General features: G+C 69.0%; 20 protein-coding genes. 10 read left to right on the forward strand and 10 right to left on the reverse strand.

Translation table 11 applies throughout. The features are described 5' to 3' along the window. Positions 1-51: 51 nt before the first annotated feature. The 4 genes from C3L37_RS03580 to C3L37_RS03595 all read right to left on the reverse strand — a co-directional run bounded on the left by C3L37_RS03580 (position 52) and on the right by C3L37_RS03595 (position 3,390). Entirely contained in the window at positions 52-1,302 is a 1,251-nt protein-coding gene (locus C3L37_RS03580) for a hypothetical protein (RefSeq protein ID WP_129113237.1), read from the reverse strand. A gap of 78 nt (positions 1,303-1,380) precedes the next feature. Next, entirely contained in the window at positions 1,381-1,959 is a 579-nt protein-coding gene (locus C3L37_RS03585; RefSeq protein ID WP_129113238.1) for a DUF2150 family protein, read from the reverse strand. A gap of 51 nt (positions 1,960-2,010) precedes the next feature. Beyond that, positions 2,011-2,868 carry a TatD family hydrolase gene (locus tag C3L37_RS03590; protein ID WP_129113239.1) on the reverse strand — a complete coding sequence of 286 codons (858 nt, stop codon included), beginning with the start codon at positions 2,866-2,868 and terminating at the stop codon, positions 2,011-2,013. 69 nt (positions 2,869-2,937) lie between these two features. Beyond that, positions 2,938-3,390, reverse strand: a complete 453-nt coding sequence (locus C3L37_RS03595; protein WP_129113240.1) for an NYN domain-containing protein — start codon at positions 3,388-3,390, stop codon at positions 2,938-2,940. 180 nt (positions 3,391-3,570) lie between these two features. On the opposite strand from C3L37_RS03595, the gene C3L37_RS03600 reads away from it, so the two are divergent. After that, entirely contained in the window at positions 3,571-5,154 is a 1,584-nt protein-coding gene (locus C3L37_RS03600) for a S8 family serine peptidase (RefSeq protein ID WP_129113241.1), read from the forward strand. A gap of 57 nt (positions 5,155-5,211) precedes the next feature. On the opposite strand, the gene dpsA (C3L37_RS03605) is transcribed toward C3L37_RS03600, so the two are convergent. Both dpsA (C3L37_RS03605) and dpsA (C3L37_RS03610) read right to left on the reverse strand, forming a co-directional pair. Further along, positions 5,212-5,781 carry a DNA starvation/stationary phase protection protein DpsA gene (dpsA, locus tag C3L37_RS03605; RefSeq protein ID WP_129113242.1) on the reverse strand — a complete coding sequence of 190 codons (570 nt, stop codon included), beginning with the start codon at positions 5,779-5,781 and terminating at the stop codon, positions 5,212-5,214. Between the two features lie 2 nt (positions 5,782-5,783). Next, positions 5,784-6,359 (reverse strand): DNA starvation/stationary phase protection protein DpsA, encoded by a 576-nt coding sequence (dpsA, locus tag C3L37_RS03610; protein WP_129113243.1) that lies wholly within the window; start codon positions 6,357-6,359, stop codon positions 5,784-5,786. Positions 6,360-6,643: 284 nt separating this feature from the next. Between dpsA (C3L37_RS03610) and C3L37_RS24130 the strand changes: the two genes are divergently transcribed. After that, on the forward strand, positions 6,644-6,820 hold the full coding sequence (locus C3L37_RS24130; protein WP_164974648.1) for a hypothetical protein: 177 nt from the start codon (positions 6,644-6,646) through the stop codon (positions 6,818-6,820). Here C3L37_RS24130 and C3L37_RS03615 read toward each other — a convergent pair. Further along, on the reverse strand, positions 6,810-7,220 hold the full coding sequence (locus C3L37_RS03615; RefSeq protein ID WP_129113244.1) for a hypothetical protein: 411 nt from the start codon (positions 7,218-7,220) through the stop codon (positions 6,810-6,812). The genes C3L37_RS24130 and C3L37_RS03615 overlap by 11 nt on opposite strands. Before the next feature lie 71 nt (positions 7,221-7,291). Here C3L37_RS03615 and C3L37_RS24135 point away from each other — a divergent pair, with 71 nt between their 5' ends. The 3 genes from C3L37_RS24135 (at position 7,292) to C3L37_RS24140 (ending at position 8,569) form a co-directional block, all read left to right on the forward strand. Further along, positions 7,292-7,468, forward strand: a complete 177-nt coding sequence (locus tag C3L37_RS24135) for a hypothetical protein (RefSeq protein ID WP_164974649.1) — start codon at positions 7,292-7,294, stop codon at positions 7,466-7,468. A gap of 433 nt (positions 7,469-7,901) precedes the next feature. Further along, entirely contained in the window at positions 7,902-8,417 is a 516-nt protein-coding gene (locus C3L37_RS03620) for a DUF2243 domain-containing protein (RefSeq protein WP_129113245.1), read from the forward strand. After that, positions 8,414-8,569 carry a hypothetical protein gene (locus C3L37_RS24140; protein ID WP_164974650.1) on the forward strand — a complete coding sequence of 52 codons (156 nt, stop codon included), beginning with the start codon at positions 8,414-8,416 and terminating at the stop codon, positions 8,567-8,569. The genes C3L37_RS03620 and C3L37_RS24140 overlap by 4 nt, the downstream gene beginning before the upstream one ends. An 83-nt stretch (positions 8,570-8,652) precedes the next feature. Here C3L37_RS24140 and tuf read toward each other — a convergent pair whose 3' ends face one another. Further along, on the reverse strand, positions 8,653-9,918 hold the full coding sequence (tuf, locus tag C3L37_RS03625; RefSeq protein ID WP_129113246.1) for a translation elongation factor EF-1 subunit alpha: 1,266 nt from the start codon (positions 9,916-9,918) through the stop codon (positions 8,653-8,655). A gap of 418 nt (positions 9,919-10,336) precedes the next feature. Here tuf and C3L37_RS03630 point away from each other — a divergent pair, with 418 nt between their 5' ends. Continuing rightward, positions 10,337-11,365 carry a succinylglutamate desuccinylase/aspartoacylase family protein gene (locus C3L37_RS03630; protein WP_129113247.1) on the forward strand — a complete coding sequence of 343 codons (1,029 nt, stop codon included), beginning with the start codon at positions 10,337-10,339 and terminating at the stop codon, positions 11,363-11,365. Between the two features lie 22 nt (positions 11,366-11,387). Here C3L37_RS03630 and C3L37_RS03635 read toward each other — a convergent pair whose 3' ends face one another. Together C3L37_RS03635 and C3L37_RS03640 are read right to left on the reverse strand one after the other, a co-directional pair. Next, on the reverse strand, positions 11,388-12,215 hold the full coding sequence (locus C3L37_RS03635; protein WP_129113248.1) for a dienelactone hydrolase family protein: 828 nt from the start codon (positions 12,213-12,215) through the stop codon (positions 11,388-11,390). Between the two features lie 283 nt (positions 12,216-12,498). Continuing rightward, positions 12,499-12,681 (reverse strand): DUF7556 family protein, encoded by a 183-nt coding sequence (locus C3L37_RS03640; protein ID WP_129113249.1) that lies wholly within the window; start codon positions 12,679-12,681, stop codon positions 12,499-12,501. A gap of 396 nt (positions 12,682-13,077) precedes the next feature. Here C3L37_RS03640 and gcvT point away from each other — a divergent pair, with 396 nt between their 5' ends. From gcvT to gcvPB, 4 genes are read left to right on the forward strand one after another with little or no spacing between them, the layout of a single operon-like run. Beyond that, the gene (gcvT, locus tag C3L37_RS03645) at positions 13,078-14,169 is read left to right on the forward strand and encodes a glycine cleavage system aminomethyltransferase GcvT (protein WP_129113250.1); all 1,092 of its coding nucleotides are present in this window, start codon (positions 13,078-13,080) and stop codon (positions 14,167-14,169) included. Then, complete coding sequence (gene gcvH, locus C3L37_RS03650; RefSeq protein WP_129113251.1) at positions 14,170-14,550, forward strand: glycine cleavage system protein GcvH; 381 nt, start codon at positions 14,170-14,172, stop codon at positions 14,548-14,550. After that, entirely contained in the window at positions 14,547-15,899 is a 1,353-nt protein-coding gene (gene gcvPA, locus C3L37_RS03655) for an aminomethyl-transferring glycine dehydrogenase subunit GcvPA (protein ID WP_129113252.1), read from the forward strand. The genes gcvH and gcvPA overlap by 4 nt, the downstream gene beginning before the upstream one ends. 1 nt (position 15,900) lies before the next feature. Further along, entirely contained in the window at positions 15,901-17,340 is a 1,440-nt protein-coding gene (gene gcvPB, locus C3L37_RS03660; protein WP_129113253.1) for an aminomethyl-transferring glycine dehydrogenase subunit GcvPB, read from the forward strand. Positions 17,341-17,367 lie beyond the last annotated feature (27 nt).

The following is a 17,367-nucleotide window of genomic DNA, read 5'->3' on the forward strand; positions in this document are numbered from 1 at the left end:
TGCGTCAGGTCGTCGACCCGGCGGTCGATGACCGGACCGTCGTCGGGGCGGTCACCGGGGCCGTCGGGGTCGTCCTCGCCGCCCCCGCCACCGGCCGCGGTCAGGTCGAAGCCGACGGCGTTCGGATCGCTCGCGTCGAACGACGCCCCCCGGGTCGGTCGAGGGGCGTCGATCGGTGGCCGCGCGCACGCGAACCGGCTCGGGTTCGCCGTCGAAGTCGTCCACGCGGTAGGTGACCTCGACGCGCCCCTCGGCGTCCGTGATCGCGTTCTCGATCTCCTCCCCCACCTTCCCGTCCGCTTCGAGGCGGGCGGAAACCCCGTCGTCGACGAGGGAGAGGTTCACCGTCTCCCCGCTCACCGGGGTGTTGTACCGGTCCCTGACCTCCACGACGAGCAGCTCCGTGCTCCCGCCGCGCACGGTCTCGTCGTCGCCGCGGACGTCCGTGAGGTACCGCGGCTCCGCGTCCGCGTGGCCGCCGACGCCGACCCGCGCGAGGCGCAGGTCGTACTCGCCGGGTTCCAGGACGATCTCGACCGCCCCCGATTCTCCCCCTCGAACCGCCACGACCCGGCCGCCCGCCTCGACGAACTGGTCCGCGAGGGCGTCCTCCCACGCGCTCGCCGACAACCCCGTGCGGACGGCGAGGGTGAGGTTCTCCGTCCGATTTCCGACGGTGACCGTCCGCGCGGGCGCGCTCACCCCCCGGGGATCGACCGCCGTCGGTTCGGCGCTCGACGCGGAGACGGAACCGTCCACCGAGACGAGCGAGATGCGCTTGCCGTCGACGAGCGTCTGCCCCGTCGATCCGACGGTCTCGCCGCCGTCGAACCGGTCGTACAGCGTCCCGTGTTCGTACACCGTCGTCGGCGCGTCGCGGTACTCCGTGTACGACGGCGCGTACGTCAGGGCGGTCGACGGGAACGAGCGCGGTTCGCCCGTCCAGTAGTCGCCGGTCTCGCCGTCGGCGCTCGCGTTCGAGAGGATCGCGGTTCGGTTCCCTTCCGTGCGCAACGTCCCGCCCGACGGCGGCGGGTTCACGAAGAGGGTCCGCGACGGATACCGCGTCCCGAGTTCCACCGTCACGGGGCGACTCCCGCCGTCCGACGCCGCCCGCAGGATCGCGCCTCGGAGGTCGAGCATGTCCGCTCGGACCTCCCAGCTGTGCTCGAACTCCGCCTCGCGGTTCTCGGCGGGGACGACGCTCGCCTGGTAGGCGGACATCGAGACCACGAGCATCCCGAAGAGGAGGATCGCGCCGATCTGCACGGTGACCGCGCGGCTGTCGACGCGGAGCGACATACCGATCGAACGGTGGTCGACCGTTAAAAGGTTGGTGTCCCGACCTGTCGGGAGGGTGGAACGCCCGGATGCCGAGGGTCAGTCCTCCTCTTCGACCACTTCCGGGTCGCTCATCGCGCTCTGGAGGCTGTCGAGCCCGTTGACCCACTCCGAGACCAGCCCGTATTCGAGATCCTCGACGAGCGAGATGTCGAGTTCCTCGCCGTCGATGACCCGCGTTCCCGCCTGAACGAGGTAGCCGAGCGCGGCGTCGAGGTCGTCTTCGGCCTCCGCGTTCGCCGCCGCGCGGACGAAGTCCTCGACGGTTCCGTCCTCCGCGGGACCGGCGACGATGTACTCTTCGGCGGCGTAGAACACGCAGACGAGGCTCGTCTGCACGCCGTCGATCAGCATGCGCTTTTCTTCGTCCTCGAACGCGGTCTCGCTGAGGACGATCTCGCGGACGCGGGTGAGTTCGTCGATCGCCCCCTCCTCGTCGAGGCGGCCTTCGTCGTACGCGGAGACGATCTTCGCGATCGCGATCGCGGCGTCGTCCTGCAGGTTCAAAAGCAGGCGCGCGGAGTCTTCGTTCTCGGGGTCCAGCTCCTCCTCTTCGACGCGGCTGAGCCAGTTCTGCCAGCGTTCCTGAGTGTAGAACGTCTCCTCGGGCTCGGTCATAGTTTGATCGTCATCTCGGTCACTCAAATGCCTTTCCTATCGCCCAGCGGCTCACGCGCGCTGACCGGTCAGCGTTCCGACCGTGTCGATCCCGTACACCCGCCGCGGCGTCTCGACGTGGGCGTTTCGGACCGCCTCGTCGTACCCCTCCTCCAGCAGCCACCCGACGCGCCGGGGAACCGTCTTCGGCCCCAGCACGGCCCCCGGCCGGTCGGGATCGTCGATGAAGTCCGTCTCCATCAGGAACGGCTCGCCGCGCTCCGCGGCGCGCGCTAACTCCTCGCGGCGGCTGATCACGCTCGGCGTCGGTCCCGCGAGCCGCCCGCCGGCGTAGTGCTTTACGACCTTCTCGCGCGCCAGTCCGCGGGCTTCGGCCCACTCGGCGATCTCGATGAGATCCTCGCTCGCCTCGGTGTGCAGCTGCACCGGGCAGTCGAGCGCCGCGCCGCGGTCGAGCGCGTGTCGGAGCACGTCGTTCGAGGCGTCCCAGATCGCCTCGGACACGTCGTAGTGCGGGCGGCCCGACTTGAGCGCCAGCGCCCGTCCGTCGCGGACGTACCCGGCCGCGGCGTCGAGCCCCTCGCACATCAGCTCCCGCGCCTCGCTCGGTTCCATCCCGCGCTCGTCCGTCAGCCGGGTGATCAATCCGGGGTGGACGCCGAGAACCGGCCACGCCCGCCCGGGCAGCAGTTCGTTCGCGCCCTCGACGGCGGCCAGCGTCTCCTCGAAGACCGATCGGAAGTCGACGCCCGCGTCCGCCTCGACGCCGAGGTGCCACGACGGCTTGTTGACGACGAGCAGGTGCGTCCCGCCGGCGCGGACGAAGTCCTCGACGGCCGCCATCCCGCGGCCGCGTCTCGGGTCGAGGTGGAGGTGGTCGTCGAGCACCGGCGTGTCGAGTTCGTCCATGCCGGACCGTGGACGCTCGGAACCAAAAGCGGGGCGATCCGCGGTCTTCGAGCCTTCGAGCGCCGACCGTCACTCTCCCAGCGTCACGCTCTCCGTCGCCGCGTTCCGGAGCGCGTCGGAGCGGCCGTGCTCGCCCGGCGCGATGGCGAAGGTGCGCAGTCCGTACCGGTTGGCGATTTCGAGCGCGGGTTTGAAGTCGGTGTCGCGGGAGGCGATGGCGATCGTCTCCGCACCGCGCTCGACCGCGACGCGCGTCGCGTCCACCGCGAGCTTCACGTCCACGTCGCCGCTCGTGACGACGACCTCGAAGCCGCGGGCCTCGGCGGCCTGAATCAGCCCCGGCGTCGCGTGCTCGTTGAGGTACAGCCGCGCCGCGACGAGCCGCCCCTGCGCCGCCGCGGCCTCGCGAACGTCGTCGAGATCGACGTCGAACTCGTCTCTGAGGAGGTTCGGCCCGTCGACGAACAGCGCGACGCCCTCGCCGGGGGCGCGCGAGTCGATCAGCCGTCCCAGGAGGTTCATGCCGAGGCTCTCTCCGCGGCGGCCATATCGCTGATGGTTCGGGACACCGGCGTCTCGCTGCGCCGCCGGGCGATCCTCACCGGAGATGCGTTCTTCCCTTACTGGACTTTTAGCATATGTATTATAAGTAAGAAAGAAAGACAAACTATGTATACATTATCCCCAATTGACACTCGGATCATGTCAAAAGATCATGTCCAAAATTGGAACCGACGCGACGTGCTGAAGGCGCTCGGGCTCGCCGGTCTCTCTGCCGGTTTCGGCGGCGTAACGTCGGCAGCTCCGGGGCGCGCGCCCGGGGCGAAGGAAGACGAGATACTCGTCGGGGTGTCGAAGACGGTCGACGGTCCGCGCGAGGCGGTCGAACACCTCGTTCCGGGGAACGCGAGCGTCGTCCACGAGAACGAGACGCTCAGCTACGTGGCGGTGAAGTTCCCGGCCGAAGCGGCGGAGACGGCCCGCGAGAACTTCGTCGCGGCGGTGACGAAGGAGGACGCGGTGAAGTACGCCGAGCCGAACCGGACGCTCCGGGCGCTCGCGACGCCGAACGACTCGCTGTTCGGCGACCAGTACGCGCCGCAGCTCGTCAACGCCGACGACGCGTGGGACACCACCTTCGGGAGTTCGGACGTCACCGTCGCGATCGTCGATCAGGGGGTCAAGTACGACCACCCCGATCTCGAAGGGCAGTTCGGGAGCGAGAAGGGGTACGACTTCGTCGACGGCGACGACGACCCGTACCCGGACGACCTGACCGACGAGTACCACGGGACGCACGTCGCGGGCATCGCCGCGGCCGCGACCGACAACGGCGAGGGGATCGCGGGCGTCAGCGACTCGTCGCTCCTGTCCGTGCGCGCGCTCTCCGAGGCCGGGACGGGGTCGACCTCGGACATCGCGGACGCCATCGAGTGGGCCGCGGATCGGGGCGCGGACGTGATCAACCTCTCGCTGGGCGGGACCGGCTACACCGACACCATGCAGAACGCCGTCTCCTACGCCTACGGCGAGGGGTCGCTCCTCGTCGCCGCCGCCGGCAACGACGGCCAGCGGAGCGTCTCCTACCCGGCGGCGTACACCGAGTGCGTCGCGGTCTCCGCGCTCGATTCCGACGAGTCGCTCGCCTCCTACTCGAACTATGGGAGCGAGATCGAACTCGCCGCGCCGGGGACGGACGTGCTCTCGTGCTGGACGACCGGCACGGAGTACGAGCGCGCCTCGGGAACCTCGATGGCGACCCCGGTCGTCTCCGGCGTCGCGGGGCTCGCGCTCGCGCGGTTCGACGTCTCGAACGACGAACTCCGGAGCCACCTGAAAAACACGGCCGTCGACGTCGGCCTGTCGAGCGACGAGCAGGGCGCGGGTCGCGTCGACGCGAACGAAGCGGTCACGACGGATCCCGGTGACGGCGACGACGGAGACGACGGCGACGACGGCGGTGACGATTCGACGACGGAGACCGTCACCGACTCGCTCGGCGGCGACTGGGACGCCGACTGCTGGTCGTACGGCTGGTCGTACGGTTCGCCGTCGCAGGTCGCGATCGAACTCGACGGCCCAGCGGACGCCGACTTCGACCTGTACGCGAACGAGGGCGACGGCGAGTGTCCCACCACGAGTTCGTACGACTACCGCTCGTGGGGACCGGACAGCCAGGAGAGCATCGTCATCGACGCCCCCGACGCGTCCGCGGACCTCACCGTGCTCGTCGACTCGTACGGCGGGAGCGGCGACTACACGTTGACGATCACGGAATACGCGTAGGCGATCGGGGACCGGGTCCGCGCCGCGCGTCGTCGGCGTCGAAAAACGACGCGAGGGTCAGCGCGTCGCGTCGTTCCGGACGAGCGTGTCGTCGGCGAGATACCTGTCGAGCGTCTGCGCGTCCGCTTCGAGAACCCTGAGGCGTCCGCGCAGGAGTTCGCCGGTCGCCGCGTCGCCCAGTTCGGCCGCCAGTTCGACGTGCTCGCGCATCCGAACCGCGAGCGTCGCGTACCCGTCGAGGTCGCGCGCCAGCGACGACCGGAGGTCGTAGCGGTTCGCGGCCTCGATGTACATCGGCGCGTGCTCGCGGATGCCCATCGGACCGCAGACCGGAACCCCGCCGAGGGCGTGCACCCGAAGGGCGACGTCGTCGGTCGTCTCCGCGAGCCGGTCGGCGGCGGACGCGAGGAAGTCGGCGACCTCCGTCGACTCGGCCCCCTCGACGGTCCAGTAGTGTTTGCGCACCTGGTTGAACAGGATGTACAGCCCCGACAACTCCGCGTTCAGGGCGTCGACGAGCATCGCCGCGGCCTCCCGCGGGAGCCGGAGGTCGTTCTCGACGACCGTGCCCCACTCCCGGCGGACGTGAACCGCGTCGGGTTTCCGGAGGTGCGATCGGCTCGCCATCGTCACCCGTCCCTCCGTTCTCCGACGAGCGCGTCGTCTTCGAGGAACCGTTCGACGGCGTGCGCGTCGGCTTCGAGGTCGCGGAGGTGGTCGCGAAGCCGCGTCGCGGTCCCCGGGTCGCCCACCTCCTCCGCGAGGCCGACGTGTTCGCGCATCTCCGCGACGAGCACCGCGTATCCTTCCAGGTCGCCTTCGAGCGAGGTTCGCAGGTCGTAGAGGTCCTCGGCTTCGAGGTGGACCCGGGCGTTCTCCTGGAGGGTCGGCGGCGTGTTCGGCGGGACGCCGCCGAGTTCGACGATGCGGACCGCGAGGTCGTCGTTGATCGCGCGGGTGCGCCGGTAGGCCTCCCGCAGGAACTCGGCGACCTGACGGAACTCCGCGCCCTCGGCCGTCCAGTAGTGCTTGCGGAGCAGGTAGAACAGGTTGAACGTCCCCGCGTGGTCGACGCTGAGGGCGTCGACGACCGCCGCCGCGGCGTCGCGGTCGATTCCCTGCAGATTTTCGACGACGGTTCCCCACTCCTGGCGCAGCTCCCCGACGTCGGGCTCGCGAACCAGACCGATCTGTTTATTCGCCATGGCTCTCACTCCTCTTCGTACGTCTTGAGCGACGAACCGCTTAAGTTTTATCAGCATCCCTATAATTTAGGGATGCCAAAAATCTAACGCGCTAACTGGCGGGAAGTACACAGGCCCGGCGAGCGCCGGAACGGCCCCGCGCCGACGGCGCGTTCGTGCGCGCGGTGGAGAGCGAACGCGCGCACCCCTCCACGCACGTCCCGTCTCGCCGCACGTTTATATCCGAGAGCGGGACCACCTCGGCGCGACCGGCAGCGGGAACGCACCAGCCGGTCTGATACCTCATGCACTGTCGAAACTGCGGTCACACGGACCAGTTCGTGCTGCTCGTCGAACTCTCGGCGCTCGTCGCCGACCGCGCCTCGCGCGCGGACTGGACGCTCTCGGTCGAGTGTCCCTCCTGCGCGAGCACCGACGTCGCGGGCGACCCCGCGACGCTCCTTCGACGAGCTATCGACTGACCACGCGGTCGTACGCGTCGGTCGACCCGTCGTCGCCCCCTCGACCGGTCCACGCGACGAACGCGACGCCCGCCTCGGTCGCCGCCCGCCGGCACGAGCGCTCCAGACGCTCGACGGCGTCGGGCGACCACGACGAGAGCAGCCACCGTCGCTCCCGGAGCCAGATGGCGGCGGGGGCGGTCCGACGCGCCTCGCGCGCGAGCACGCGGTTCGCCCGTTCGAGTTCCGTCTGGTCGAACCGGTACCGGCGGTCCGCGCCGGTCAGCGCGATCGGGTGCCGCCAGCGATCGCCGTCGAACGTCGAAACGAGGTTCGGGCTAAGGACCAGACAGTCCGCGGGCGTCGGCGCGGGCGCGGCGGCGCGAACCAGTACGGCCCTCGGCCTCCCATCCGAGGTCATCGTACCACTATTGACTATTTCGGCGGAATAGCTAAAAGTGCATAACAGTGTCGGTGTCGTCTTCGACGCTGATGGCCGACAAACGCGACGAAGAGATACTCGGAACGACGAAAGTGACGGACCGTTGGCGGATCAGTCTCATCAAAGCGGTGCGAGAGGAACTCGTAACCGACGGCGACGACGTCGAGATCGGCGATCGGATCGTGTTCAAGCGACGCGGCGACGACATCGTCCTCGAACGCGCGTGAGCCGCCGCGCGGAGACGCGCGGCGACCGACGGCTGACGGGCGACGGTCGAGCCGACCGCCGTCGAGGAACACCGCCGGGAGACGCACCGGGGCGTCGTCTCGAATCGTACGTTCGTCCCGGAGCAGGTCGCGGCGAACGCGCGCCGCGACATCGACGACCCGTCGGAGCCGACGCTCGCCGGTGTGAACCCGACCCTGTCGGCGTACGGCGTCGGCCAGGACGCGCTCTCGGCTCTCGGGTACGAGATCGGCTACGACACGATTGACCAGGCCGAAGTCAGGGTGCGAAAGGCGACGTGACGCCGCGGGACCATCGGGACGCCTCCGGGCGGCGACGGCGGGGCCGAGAACCGCCGACCGGCGGCCCGGTTCCGGCATCCGAACCGGGCCCGACGATACAAACCCGTCGGACCCGAAACTCGCACGTGCCCCCATGACCGATCGGTCTCCTCCGGCCCCGGACGGACCGGGCCCCGAACCGCTTCGGAAAGCACTGCTCGCGGCGGGCGTCTTCGGCTTCGGATTCAGCGGGCTGATAGACGTGCTCGTCCTCCACCACGTGCTCCAGCTCCACCACCTCCTGTCGAACGTGTACGACCCGGCGACGCTGTCCGGTCTCCGAGTCAACATCCTCGCGGACGGGTTGTTCTCCGTCGGCATGCTGATCGTCGCGGGTGTCGGCGCCGGACTCGTCTGGCGGGCGGAGCGGCGGTCCGTCGCTCCACTCCCGACCCGGCCGCTCGTCGGTTCGGCCGTCATCGGACTCGGCGCGTTCGACCTGTTCGACGTGGTGGTCAACCACACGATCCTCGATCTCCACAGCGCGACCGACGGCCCCGGCTACTACGACCCCCACTGGGCCGTCGTCAGTCTGCTCATCATCGGCGCTGGCGCGTACGTCTACAGGACGGGACTCGCACGAACGCGAGGCGGCACCGAGGAGCGATGACCGCAATCTCGCTCGTCGCGCACGCCGGATCGTCCGGATCGCCCCTCCCTCACTGGTTGGCCCTGCTCGTCGCCGTCGTCGCGCTGTGGATGCTCATCGGCGGCGGCGTCGTCGCGGCCGACGCGTTCCTTTCGAGATTCTTCGACGGGTAGTGCGTTGCAGCTCCCGACGCGCGGGCCGATTCCGGACGGTGGCGCTCGCCGCACCGTGCGCGATCAAAAGGGTAAGTCGGTCGCTACTTCTCGTTGACTTCGAGCACCTTGCCGGCGGCGATCGTCTGGCCCATGTCGCGGATGGCGAACGAGCCGAGCTCGGGGATCTCGCCGGACGGCTCGATGCTCAGCGGCTTCTGCGGCCGCAGCGTGACGACGGCGGCGTCGCCGGCCTTGACGAAGTCCGGGTTCTCCTCCGCGACCTCGCCCGTCTTCGGGTCCAGCTTCTGGTTGAGGGCTTCGAACGTGCAGGCGACCTGCGCCGTGTGCGCGTGAATGACCGGGGTGTAGCCGGCGGTGATGACAGAGGGGTGCTGCATGACGACGATCTGCGCCTTGAACGTCTCGGCGACCTTCGGCGGGTCGTCGGCCGGGCCGCACACGTCACCCCGACGGATGTCGTTTTTGCCGACGCCGCGGACGTTGAACCCGACGTTGTCGCCGGGTTCCGCCCGCGGCACCTCCTCGTGGTGCATCTCGATCGTCTTCACCTCGCCGGAGACGTCCGAGGGCTGGAACGAGACGCTCGCCCCCGTTTCGAGGACGCCCGTCTCGACGCGGCCGACGGGGACGGTGCCGATGCCGGAGATGGTGTAGACGTCCTGGATCGGCAGCCGCAGCGGCGCGTCCGTCGGCGGCTGGGGCTCCGGCAGGTTGTTCAGCGCTTCGAGGATCGTCGGCCCGTCGAACCACGGCATGTTGCCGACGTGCTCTGCGACGTTGTCGCCCTCGAACGCCGAGATCGGGATGAAGCGCGCGTCGTCCGTGTCGAAACGAACCTGCGTGAGCAGCTTCTTCACGTCGTCTCGGACCTCCTCGTACCGTTCTTGATCGTAGTCGACGGTGTCCATCTTGTTGACCGCGACGATGAGCGTCTCGATGCCGAGGGTGCGGGCGAGGAAGACGTGCTCGCGGGTCTGGGGAGCGACGCCGTCGTCCGCGGCGACCACGAGGACGGCGTGGTCAGCCTGCGACGCGCCCGTGATCATGTTCTTCACGAAGTCGCGGTGACCGGGCGTGTCCACGATCGTGAAGTAGTACTTGTCCGTGTCGAACCGCTGGTGGGCGATGTCGATGGTGACGCCGCGCTCGCGCTCCTCGGCGAGGTTGTCCATCACGTAGGCGAACTCGAAGCCGCTCTTGCCCTTCTCGGCCGCCTCCTCGCGGTACTGCTGGATGATGTGCTCCGGTACGGATCCGGTTTCGAAGAGGAGTCGGCCCACGAGCGTGCTCTTGCCGTGGTCGACGTGTCCGATGATCGCCAAATTCTGGTGTGGTTTCTCGGCCATTGTGAATCTCGGCGGGTGTCCGCCTGACGGGGACGGTAGGCGCTCCAGCGGCAAAACGGTTCCTCGCGACGGTTCGGGTAACTGTCGGAGAACGTGTCACGACGCCCGCGAACCGAGCGGTCGAATTCGCGATTCGAGCACCGCCCCGCCCGTCGTCCAGCGGCCTACGGGAGCGAGTTCACCGAACCGCCCGCATCGCGTGTTCCATCTCCGCGAACGTCGCCGTCCGCCGCGCCGACTCGCGTCCCCGTCCCGTCGACCCGCCGTCAGAATTAGTAACTACAATCATACTCAATTGATGTGCGGACAGCCTAATAACTCTTTCGCGCGCCGTGTTAGCCTACGAAATTTTCATCCGCGGGCGTCCGCTGGCCGACGCCGGCGGTCGCCTTTTCTCCGCCGTCAGCCTTCAACGTACATGGAAGAGCCGACGAACGCGTTCGAGTGCGACGGCCGCAGGGTTCCGCCCGGCGGCCGGGTCTATCTGAAACACGAGATCACCGAGACGTACCTGAGCGATCCCGTTTCGCTTCCCGTGACGATCATCAACGGCGACGAACCCGGTCCGCGGATGTTCCTCAGCGCCGCGATCCACGGCGACGAGCTCAACGGCGTCGAGGCCGTCCGGGAGGTCGCAGACGAACTCGACCACGAGTCGCTCCGGGGCACGATCGTCTGCCTCCACGTGGTGAACGTGCCCGGGTTCAACGCGCAGGAACGGTACCTCCCGCTGGACGACAGCGACCTCAACCGCTCCTTTCCGGGGCACCCCGAGGGGACGCGCGCGCAGCGGATCGCGGATCGAGTGTACCGGACGTTCGTCGAACCGTGCGACTTCGGCATCGACTTTCACACCTCGACCCGCGGTCGGACGAACCTCGTCCACGTCCGCGCCGACCTCGCGGACGAGCGGGTCGACCGCCTCGCGCGCGCGTTCGCGTCGAACGTGATCGTCGACGGCGCGGGACCCGGCGGATCGCTCCGGCGCGTGGCGACGGCAGACGGGGTCCCGACGATCACCGTCGAGATGGGCGAAGCGCACCGGTTCGAGCGCGAACTCGTCGACGCGGCCGTCGAAGGCGTCAAGAGCGTCCTCGCCGAGTTCGACATGCACCCCCAGCGACGGGTGCACTGGCCGGGGTGGCGGACGATCGTCGACGCCGAGCGCGAAAAGACGTGGATTCGGGCGGACGCCGGCGGCATCGTGGAGATGCACGTCGCCGGCGGGACGCTCGTCAGCGAGGACGAGCGGATCTGCACCGTCACGAACCCGTTCGACAAGGTGCTCACGACCGTCGAAGCGCCCTTCTCCGGCGTCGCTCTCGGCACTCTGAAGAACCCCGTCGTCTACCCCGGCGATCCGATCTGCCACTTCGTGCGCGTCTCCGAGGGGACGCGGCGCGTGCTCGAAGCCCGACGAGCGGCGAACGGATCGGCCGACGCGTGAGCGAAGAGTCGCGAGAGCCGACTCACCCGCCGCACGCTCGCTCGACGAGCGCCCCGACCCGTCCCCCGAGGTCGTCGACGTGTTCGGAGTCGAACAGTCCCTGCCCGTGCGCGCTCCCCCCGTACGTCACCAGCTCTTTCGGTTCGGACGCGCCCTCGTGCAGTTCGCGCGCGACGCGAACGAACCGCTCGTCGTCGCCCTCGCTGACGACGAAAAGGAGCCGGCCCTGCAAGTCGGACGCGACGTCCGCGCCGCCGCCCGCGGAGAGCGCGACCGTCCCGTCGACCGTCCCCTCGCCGGCGTTCGCGTTCGCTCGGACGACGGCCTCGCCGCCCGAACTCGCGCCGATCAGCACGAGCGCGGAGACGTCGCGCTCGTCCCGGAGGTACTCGATCGCGCCCCCAACCGACGCCGGTCGATCGTCGGGATCCTCGTCGATCGCGAGAACGAGGCGTCCGTCGCCGGCGAGCGCTTCCGCCCGCGGTTTCCAGCTCTCGCGGTCCATATTGATCTGCGGAACGAGCACGATTCCGCAGTCGCCGGAGCCGTACAGCGTCCCATCGATCGTCGCCCCGTGCGGCACTTCGAACGACACCGATTCGGGGCCCGAGTCGGGCCCGGCCGTTCCGTCCGCGTCCTCCGTCGCTTCGTCGGTCATTTCCGAGGCCGCCTCCTCGCCGTCGGTGCCCGAATTTCCGTCCGAGCCGTTCGGATCGTTCGGGTCGTTCGAGTCGTCGAGACAACCCGCGAGGCCGCCGCCCCCGAAAAGCAGCGCCCCCGAAGCGGCGAGAAATCGCCGTCGGCGGGATCGTTCGTCGGGCGTGCGCGATGAGTCTACGTCGGTATTCATTAGCTAGGGTGCGGTGTTCGCCTGTGGTTCTTCGAAGCTCCGCCGGACTCGCCCAGGCGGCCGTCGATTCCCCGACGTTCGCGTTATCGAACTGGCGAGCTGACGCCGGACGCCGAAGCTGAACCGCCGTCGCGACGGCGCGAGCCGTCGTTTCGTCGTCCGCGACGTTCCGGCTCCGACGGTATAATCGTTCGTCGGTCGTGCGTCGGCGACGACCGACCTCCCGCGGGACCGAGACACGTCGGACGCGCGGGCCGCTCGAAGGCCGAGATCGATTTCCCGCTCAGCGCCAGGCGGATAGCTCGGGGGCTTCGTTCGCACCGACCGCGATCCACGCGTCGTCACGGGTGAGATCCGCGATGATCGCTCGCGGTTCCGTTTCCTCCCCTCCCTCGTCGATCGCGAAGACGATTTCGGTGGTTTCTGCGCTCGTCCCGTCTTTTGCGGCAGTCCGTGATATTTTCATCGTGGTCGTCTGCACGGCGTGCGATCGTGCTCGTCGTCCGAGCGGCGTGCGCACGCCGGGCCGCCTCGCAAATAGTTGCATCCCAGTCCCACCGTTCCGGTGAACGCTCCTGGGTACGTCGTGACGCGTTCGCAAGATAGGGATGGTGCTTGCGTGGGAAAGGGTTCGCCGGCGGGACCGCCGCCTACGGCGACGTCGGCCTCACCCCGTCGTCGGGGCTTGAGTGCTCCTCGCCCGGGAATAATATAGATTTGCTATCGCGTTGAGTAGTTTATCATCCGCCGTACCCGTTCTCCACCGGTGCGCGGCGTGGGGCCCCGATCGTCCCCCGTCGCCGGTCCGGGTTCCGCCGACCGACATGCTAAAACATTACTTCCCCCAAACTAAGCCACCCACATGGCCCTTCGGAAGCCGCCGTTACGAGAGGTACACGCCGGCCGCGGGGCGACGTTCACGGAGTTCGGCGGGTGGGACATGCCGGTCGAGTTCGACTCGATCCGGCAGGAGCACGCCGCGGTCCGCGAGTCGGCCGGGATCTTCGACGTCTCCCACATGGGTGAGATCGAGGTCTCCGGCCCCGACGCGACCGCGCTGATGCAGCGGCTCACCACCAACGACGTGACAGCGCTCGACCCCGGCGACTCGCAGTACTCGATGATCACGAACGACGAGGGCATCGTCCTCGACGACGCGGTGGTCTACCGGCTGCCGGACGACGGGACGAGGTACCTCTTCATCCCGAACGCCGGCCACGACGGGGAGATGTACGAGCGGTGGACGACCCGCCGCGACGAGTGGGGGTTCGACGCGACCGTCGAAAACGTCACCGACGACTGGGCCATGTTCGCGGTACAGGGGCCCGACTCGGCGGCTCTCGTCGCCGACGCGGCCGGGGACGCGACCTCGGACCTCTCGAAGTTCGAGGCGACGTTCGCGGAGATCGAAGGCGAGCGCTGCTGGGTCGCCCGCACGGGCTACACCGGCGAGGACGGGTTCGAGATCCTCTGCCCGTGGGACGTGGCCGAACGAGTCTGGGCGGCTTTCGACTGCCAACCGTGCGGACTCGGCGCGCGCGACACCCTCCGCATCGAGATGGGCTTTCTCCTCTCGGGGCAGGACTTCGACCCCGAGGACGAACCGCGGAACCCCTACGAGGCCGGCGTCGGCTTCACCGTCAAACTCGACACCGAGTTCGTCGGCCGCGACGCGCTCGAGCGCGTGCAGGCGGAGGGCGTCGACGAGAAGTTCGTCGGCCTCACCCTGCTCGACAGGGGGATCGCCCGGCACGGCTACGAGATCGTGGACGAGGACGATCGCGCGATCGGTCGCGTGACGAGCGGGACCATGAGCCCGACGCTCGGGGAACCGATCGCGCTGGGGTACCTTCCGGTCGAGTACGCAGACCCCGGCACGCGCGTTCGGATCGTGATCCGCGGCCGCAGAAAGCGCGCGAAAGTCACGACGAAACCGTTTCTGGAGGACGAGTAAATGTTCGACATTCCCGACGACCGACGGTACATGGAATCGCACGAGTGGACGACGACGGGCGACGGTCCCGTCAGGATCGGCATCACCGACTTCGCCCAGGACGAACTCGGCGACGTGGTGTTCGTCGAACTCCCCGACGAAGGCGACGAGCTGGCGAAGGGCGACGGGTTCGGCGTCGTCGAGAGCATCAAGGCGGTCTCGGACCTGTACGCGCCCGTTTCGGGCACCGTCGCGGCCGTGAACGAGGGCCTGTTCGACCAACCCGAACTGGTGAACGAGGACCCGTACGGCGACGGCTGGATGCTCGAAGTGGATCCGAGCACGCCCGACGACTTCGACGACCTCCTTTCCGCCGAGGAGTACGAAGCGCAGATCGAATGACGCGGGAGAGAGGAAGGGGCGGAATCGGGGGAAGTCCGTTCGCCCCGCACACGGCCGACGAGACCGCCGCGATGCTCGACGCGATCGGGGCGGAAGGCGAGGAGAGCCTGTTCGACATCCCCGACGAGGTCGCCTTCGACGGCGAGTTCGGCATCGAGCCGCGCGGCGAACGGGAGCTTCGGGCGGAACTCGCCCGCGTCTTCGCGAAGAACGACGACCTCACGGAGTTCCTCGGGCGGGGCCACTACGCGCACTACGTCCCCTCGATCGTCGATCACCTGTCGCTCCGCTCGGAGTTTCTGACGAGCTACACGCAGTACCAACCCGAGATCACGCAGGGGTTCCTGCAGGCGCTGTTCGAGTACCAGTCGCTCCTCGTCGAGCTCACCGGGTTGCCCGTCGCGAACTGCTCGATGTACGACGCGGCGACCGCGCTGGCGGAGGCCGCGCGGATGGCAGACCGCGTCAGGAGCGTCACCGGCACCCGCGTCCTCGTGCCCGACGCCGACTTCCTCCGGTCGGGCAAGCGCGGCGTGCTCGACAACTACGTCGCCGGCACGGACCAGACCGTCGAGACGTACCCGATGGACGACGGCGTCGTTGACGTGGACGCCCTGGCGGATCGGATGGACGACGACGTGGCAATGGTGTACGCGGAGAGCCCGACGGTCCGCGGGACGATCGAGGAGCGCCCGGTCGAGATCGGCGACCTCGCGCACGAACACGACGCGCTCTTTTGTCTCGGTTCGGACGTGGTCGCGCTCTCGCTCCTGCGGGAACCGGCGGGCGTCGGCGCGGACGTCGTCGTCGGCGAGGCGGACGCCCTCGGAATGCCCGCGAGCTACGGCATGGGGCTCGGAATCTTCGCCACGCGCGAGTCGTTCCTGCGGCAGGTCCCCGGCCGGCTCGTCGGCGCGAGCGAGGACGCGGGCGATCGTCGGGCGTTCACGCTGACGCTGCAGACGCGCGAACAGCACATCCGAAAGGAGCGGGCAACGAGCAACATCTGCACGAATCAGGCGTGGGTCGCCCTCAGGACGGCGATCCACGCGATGGCGCTCGGCCCGTCGGGGCTCGTCGAACTCGCGGAGGACTGCGTCCGCGAGGCGGCGGAACTCGCCGATCGTCTCGACGCGCTGTCCGGCGTCCAAGCGCCGATTCACGACCGTCACCACTTCCGCGAGTTCGTCGCCCGAACGGACCAGCCGGCGCCGGCGATCGCGGGCGACCTCGAAGCCAACGGGTTCGCCGTCCACGCGCTCGGCGACCACCTGATCCAGGTGTGCGTCACGGACGCGAACGCACACGGCGCTGACGCGCTCGTCGCCGCGTTCGAGGAGGTGCTCTGAGATGATCTACGATCAGGCCCGGTACGGCCGAAACGGCGAGTATGAACCGCTGCTCTCCGAAAAGGACAGCACGACGGTCGACGTCGGCGGCGAGGACTCGGCGCTGCCGGACGGGTTGACCCGCGACTCGCTCACGCTGCCGGCGCTCTCCGAACCGGAGCTCGCGCGCCACTACACGCGGCTGTCGCAGATGAACTGGGGCGTCGAGAGCGGACCCTACCCGCTCGGCTCCTGCACGATGAAGTACAACCCGAAGTTCACGGAGGACGTGGCGGCCGACACGAACGCCGCGGTCCACCCCGATCGCTCGGAACGCAGCGTGCAGGGGACGCTCGAAGTGCTCTACGGGCTGCAGGACTACCTCGCGCGCATCGGCGGGATGGACGCGGTGACGCTGCAGCCTCCCGCGGGCGCGGCCGGGGAGTTCGCGGGCATCCTCGTCGCGAAGGCGTACCACGAGGCCCGGGGGGCCGACCGAACGGAGGTCATCATCCCGTCGAGCGCCCACGGGACGAACTTCGCCAGCGCGGCGATGGCGGGCTACGACGTGGTCGAACTCCCGTCCGACGAGGACGGCCGGGTCGACCTCGACGCGCTCCGGGCGGCCGTGGGCGAGGACACCGCCGCGCTGATGCTCACGAACCCGAACACGGTCGGGCTGTTCGAGCGCGACATCGTCGAGATCGCGGAGGCGGTCCACGACGCCGGCGGCCTGCTCTACTACGACGGCGCGAACCTCAACGCGCTGCTCGGACGCGCCCGCCCCGGCGACATGGGCTTCGACATCATGCACTACAACGTCCACAAGACGTTCGCGACGCCGCACGGCGGCGGCGGTCCCGGGGCCGGGCCGGTCGGCGTGGTCGAGGAGCTGGCCGAGTTCCTCCCGAGCCCGCGCGTTCGCGAGACGACCCACGGTCCCGGCACCGAGCCGGAGTACGAGCTGTTCGACCCCGAGCGAACCGTCGGCAAGGTCCACGGCTTCCAGGGCAACTGGCTCGTGCTCGTGAAGGCGTACGCGTACATCGCCCGCCTCGGCGACGAGGGGCTGGCGGACGCGAGCGCCAAGGCCGTGCTCAACGCGAACTACCTCGGCTCGCAGATCGACTACGAGATCCCGTACGGGCCGTTCCACCACGAGTTCGCGGCGACGGCGGGCGACCAGGACGCCGCCGACGTGGCGAAGCGGATGCTCGACTACGGCGTCCACCCGCCGACGACGAAGTGGCCGGCGTTCGTCCCGGAGGCGATGCTCACGGAGCCGACGGAGATCGAAAACCGCGAGACGTTGGACGACCTCGCGACGGCGTTCAACGCGGCCGCCGCGGAGGACGACGAGACGCTCGCGAACGCGCCGGAACGGACGACGGCGCGGCGGATCGACCAGACCAGCGCCGCGCGGAACCCCCGCCTCTCGTGGCACGCGCTCGACGGCGACTGATCGGCCTCGGCGCGGCGACCGCGCTTT

It is taken from the genome of Halegenticoccus tardaugens, assembly GCF_004116405.1.
Taxonomy (GTDB): domain Archaea; phylum Halobacteriota; class Halobacteria; order Halobacteriales; family Haloferacaceae; genus Halegenticoccus; species Halegenticoccus tardaugens.

Bases quoted from the DNA above. Each gene is read 5' to 3' on its own strand.
- C3L37_RS03585 (WP_129113238.1), bottom strand. From the start codon at position 1,959: ATGACCGAGCCCGAGGAGACGTTCTACACTCAGGAACGCTGGCAGAAC.
- C3L37_RS03590 (WP_129113239.1), bottom strand. From the start codon at position 2,868: ATGGACGAACTCGACACGCCGGTGCTCGACGACCACCTCCACCTCGAC.
- C3L37_RS03580 (WP_129113237.1), bottom strand. From the start codon at position 1,302: ATGTCGCTCCGCGTCGACAGCCGCGCGGTCACCGTGCAGATCGGCGCG.
- gcvPA (WP_129113252.1), top strand. From the start codon at position 14,547: ATGACGCGGGAGAGAGGAAGGGGCGGAATCGGGGGAAGTCCGTTCGCC.
- C3L37_RS03630 (WP_129113247.1), top strand. From the start codon at position 10,337: ATGGAAGAGCCGACGAACGCGTTCGAGTGCGACGGCCGCAGGGTTCCG.
- gcvT (WP_129113250.1), top strand. From the start codon at position 13,078: ATGGCCCTTCGGAAGCCGCCGTTACGAGAGGTACACGCCGGCCGCGGG.
- dpsA (WP_129113242.1), bottom strand. From the start codon at position 5,781: ATGGCGAGCCGATCGCACCTCCGGAAACCCGACGCGGTTCACGTCCGC.
- tuf (WP_129113246.1), bottom strand. From the start codon at position 9,918: ATGGCCGAGAAACCACACCAGAATTTGGCGATCATCGGACACGTCGAC.
- dpsA (WP_129113243.1), bottom strand. From the start codon at position 6,359: ATGGCGAATAAACAGATCGGTCTGGTTCGCGAGCCCGACGTCGGGGAG.
- C3L37_RS03620 (WP_129113245.1), top strand. From the start codon at position 7,902: ATGACCGATCGGTCTCCTCCGGCCCCGGACGGACCGGGCCCCGAACCG.
- C3L37_RS03615 (WP_129113244.1), bottom strand. From the start codon at position 7,220: ATGACCTCGGATGGGAGGCCGAGGGCCGTACTGGTTCGCGCCGCCGCG.
- gcvPB (WP_129113253.1), top strand. From the start codon at position 15,901: ATGATCTACGATCAGGCCCGGTACGGCCGAAACGGCGAGTATGAACCG.
- C3L37_RS03595 (WP_129113240.1), bottom strand. From the start codon at position 3,390: ATGAACCTCCTGGGACGGCTGATCGACTCGCGCGCCCCCGGCGAGGGC.
- C3L37_RS24140 (WP_164974650.1), top strand. From the start codon at position 8,414: ATGACCGCAATCTCGCTCGTCGCGCACGCCGGATCGTCCGGATCGCCC.
- C3L37_RS03640 (WP_129113249.1), bottom strand. From the start codon at position 12,681: ATGAAAATATCACGGACTGCCGCAAAAGACGGGACGAGCGCAGAAACC.
- C3L37_RS24135 (WP_164974649.1), top strand. From the start codon at position 7,292: ATGGCCGACAAACGCGACGAAGAGATACTCGGAACGACGAAAGTGACG.
- C3L37_RS03600 (WP_129113241.1), top strand. From the start codon at position 3,571: ATGTCAAAAGATCATGTCCAAAATTGGAACCGACGCGACGTGCTGAAG.
- C3L37_RS24130 (WP_164974648.1), top strand. From the start codon at position 6,644: ATGCACTGTCGAAACTGCGGTCACACGGACCAGTTCGTGCTGCTCGTC.
- gcvH (WP_129113251.1), top strand. From the start codon at position 14,170: ATGTTCGACATTCCCGACGACCGACGGTACATGGAATCGCACGAGTGG.
- C3L37_RS03635 (WP_129113248.1), bottom strand. From the start codon at position 12,215: ATGAATACCGACGTAGACTCATCGCGCACGCCCGACGAACGATCCCGC.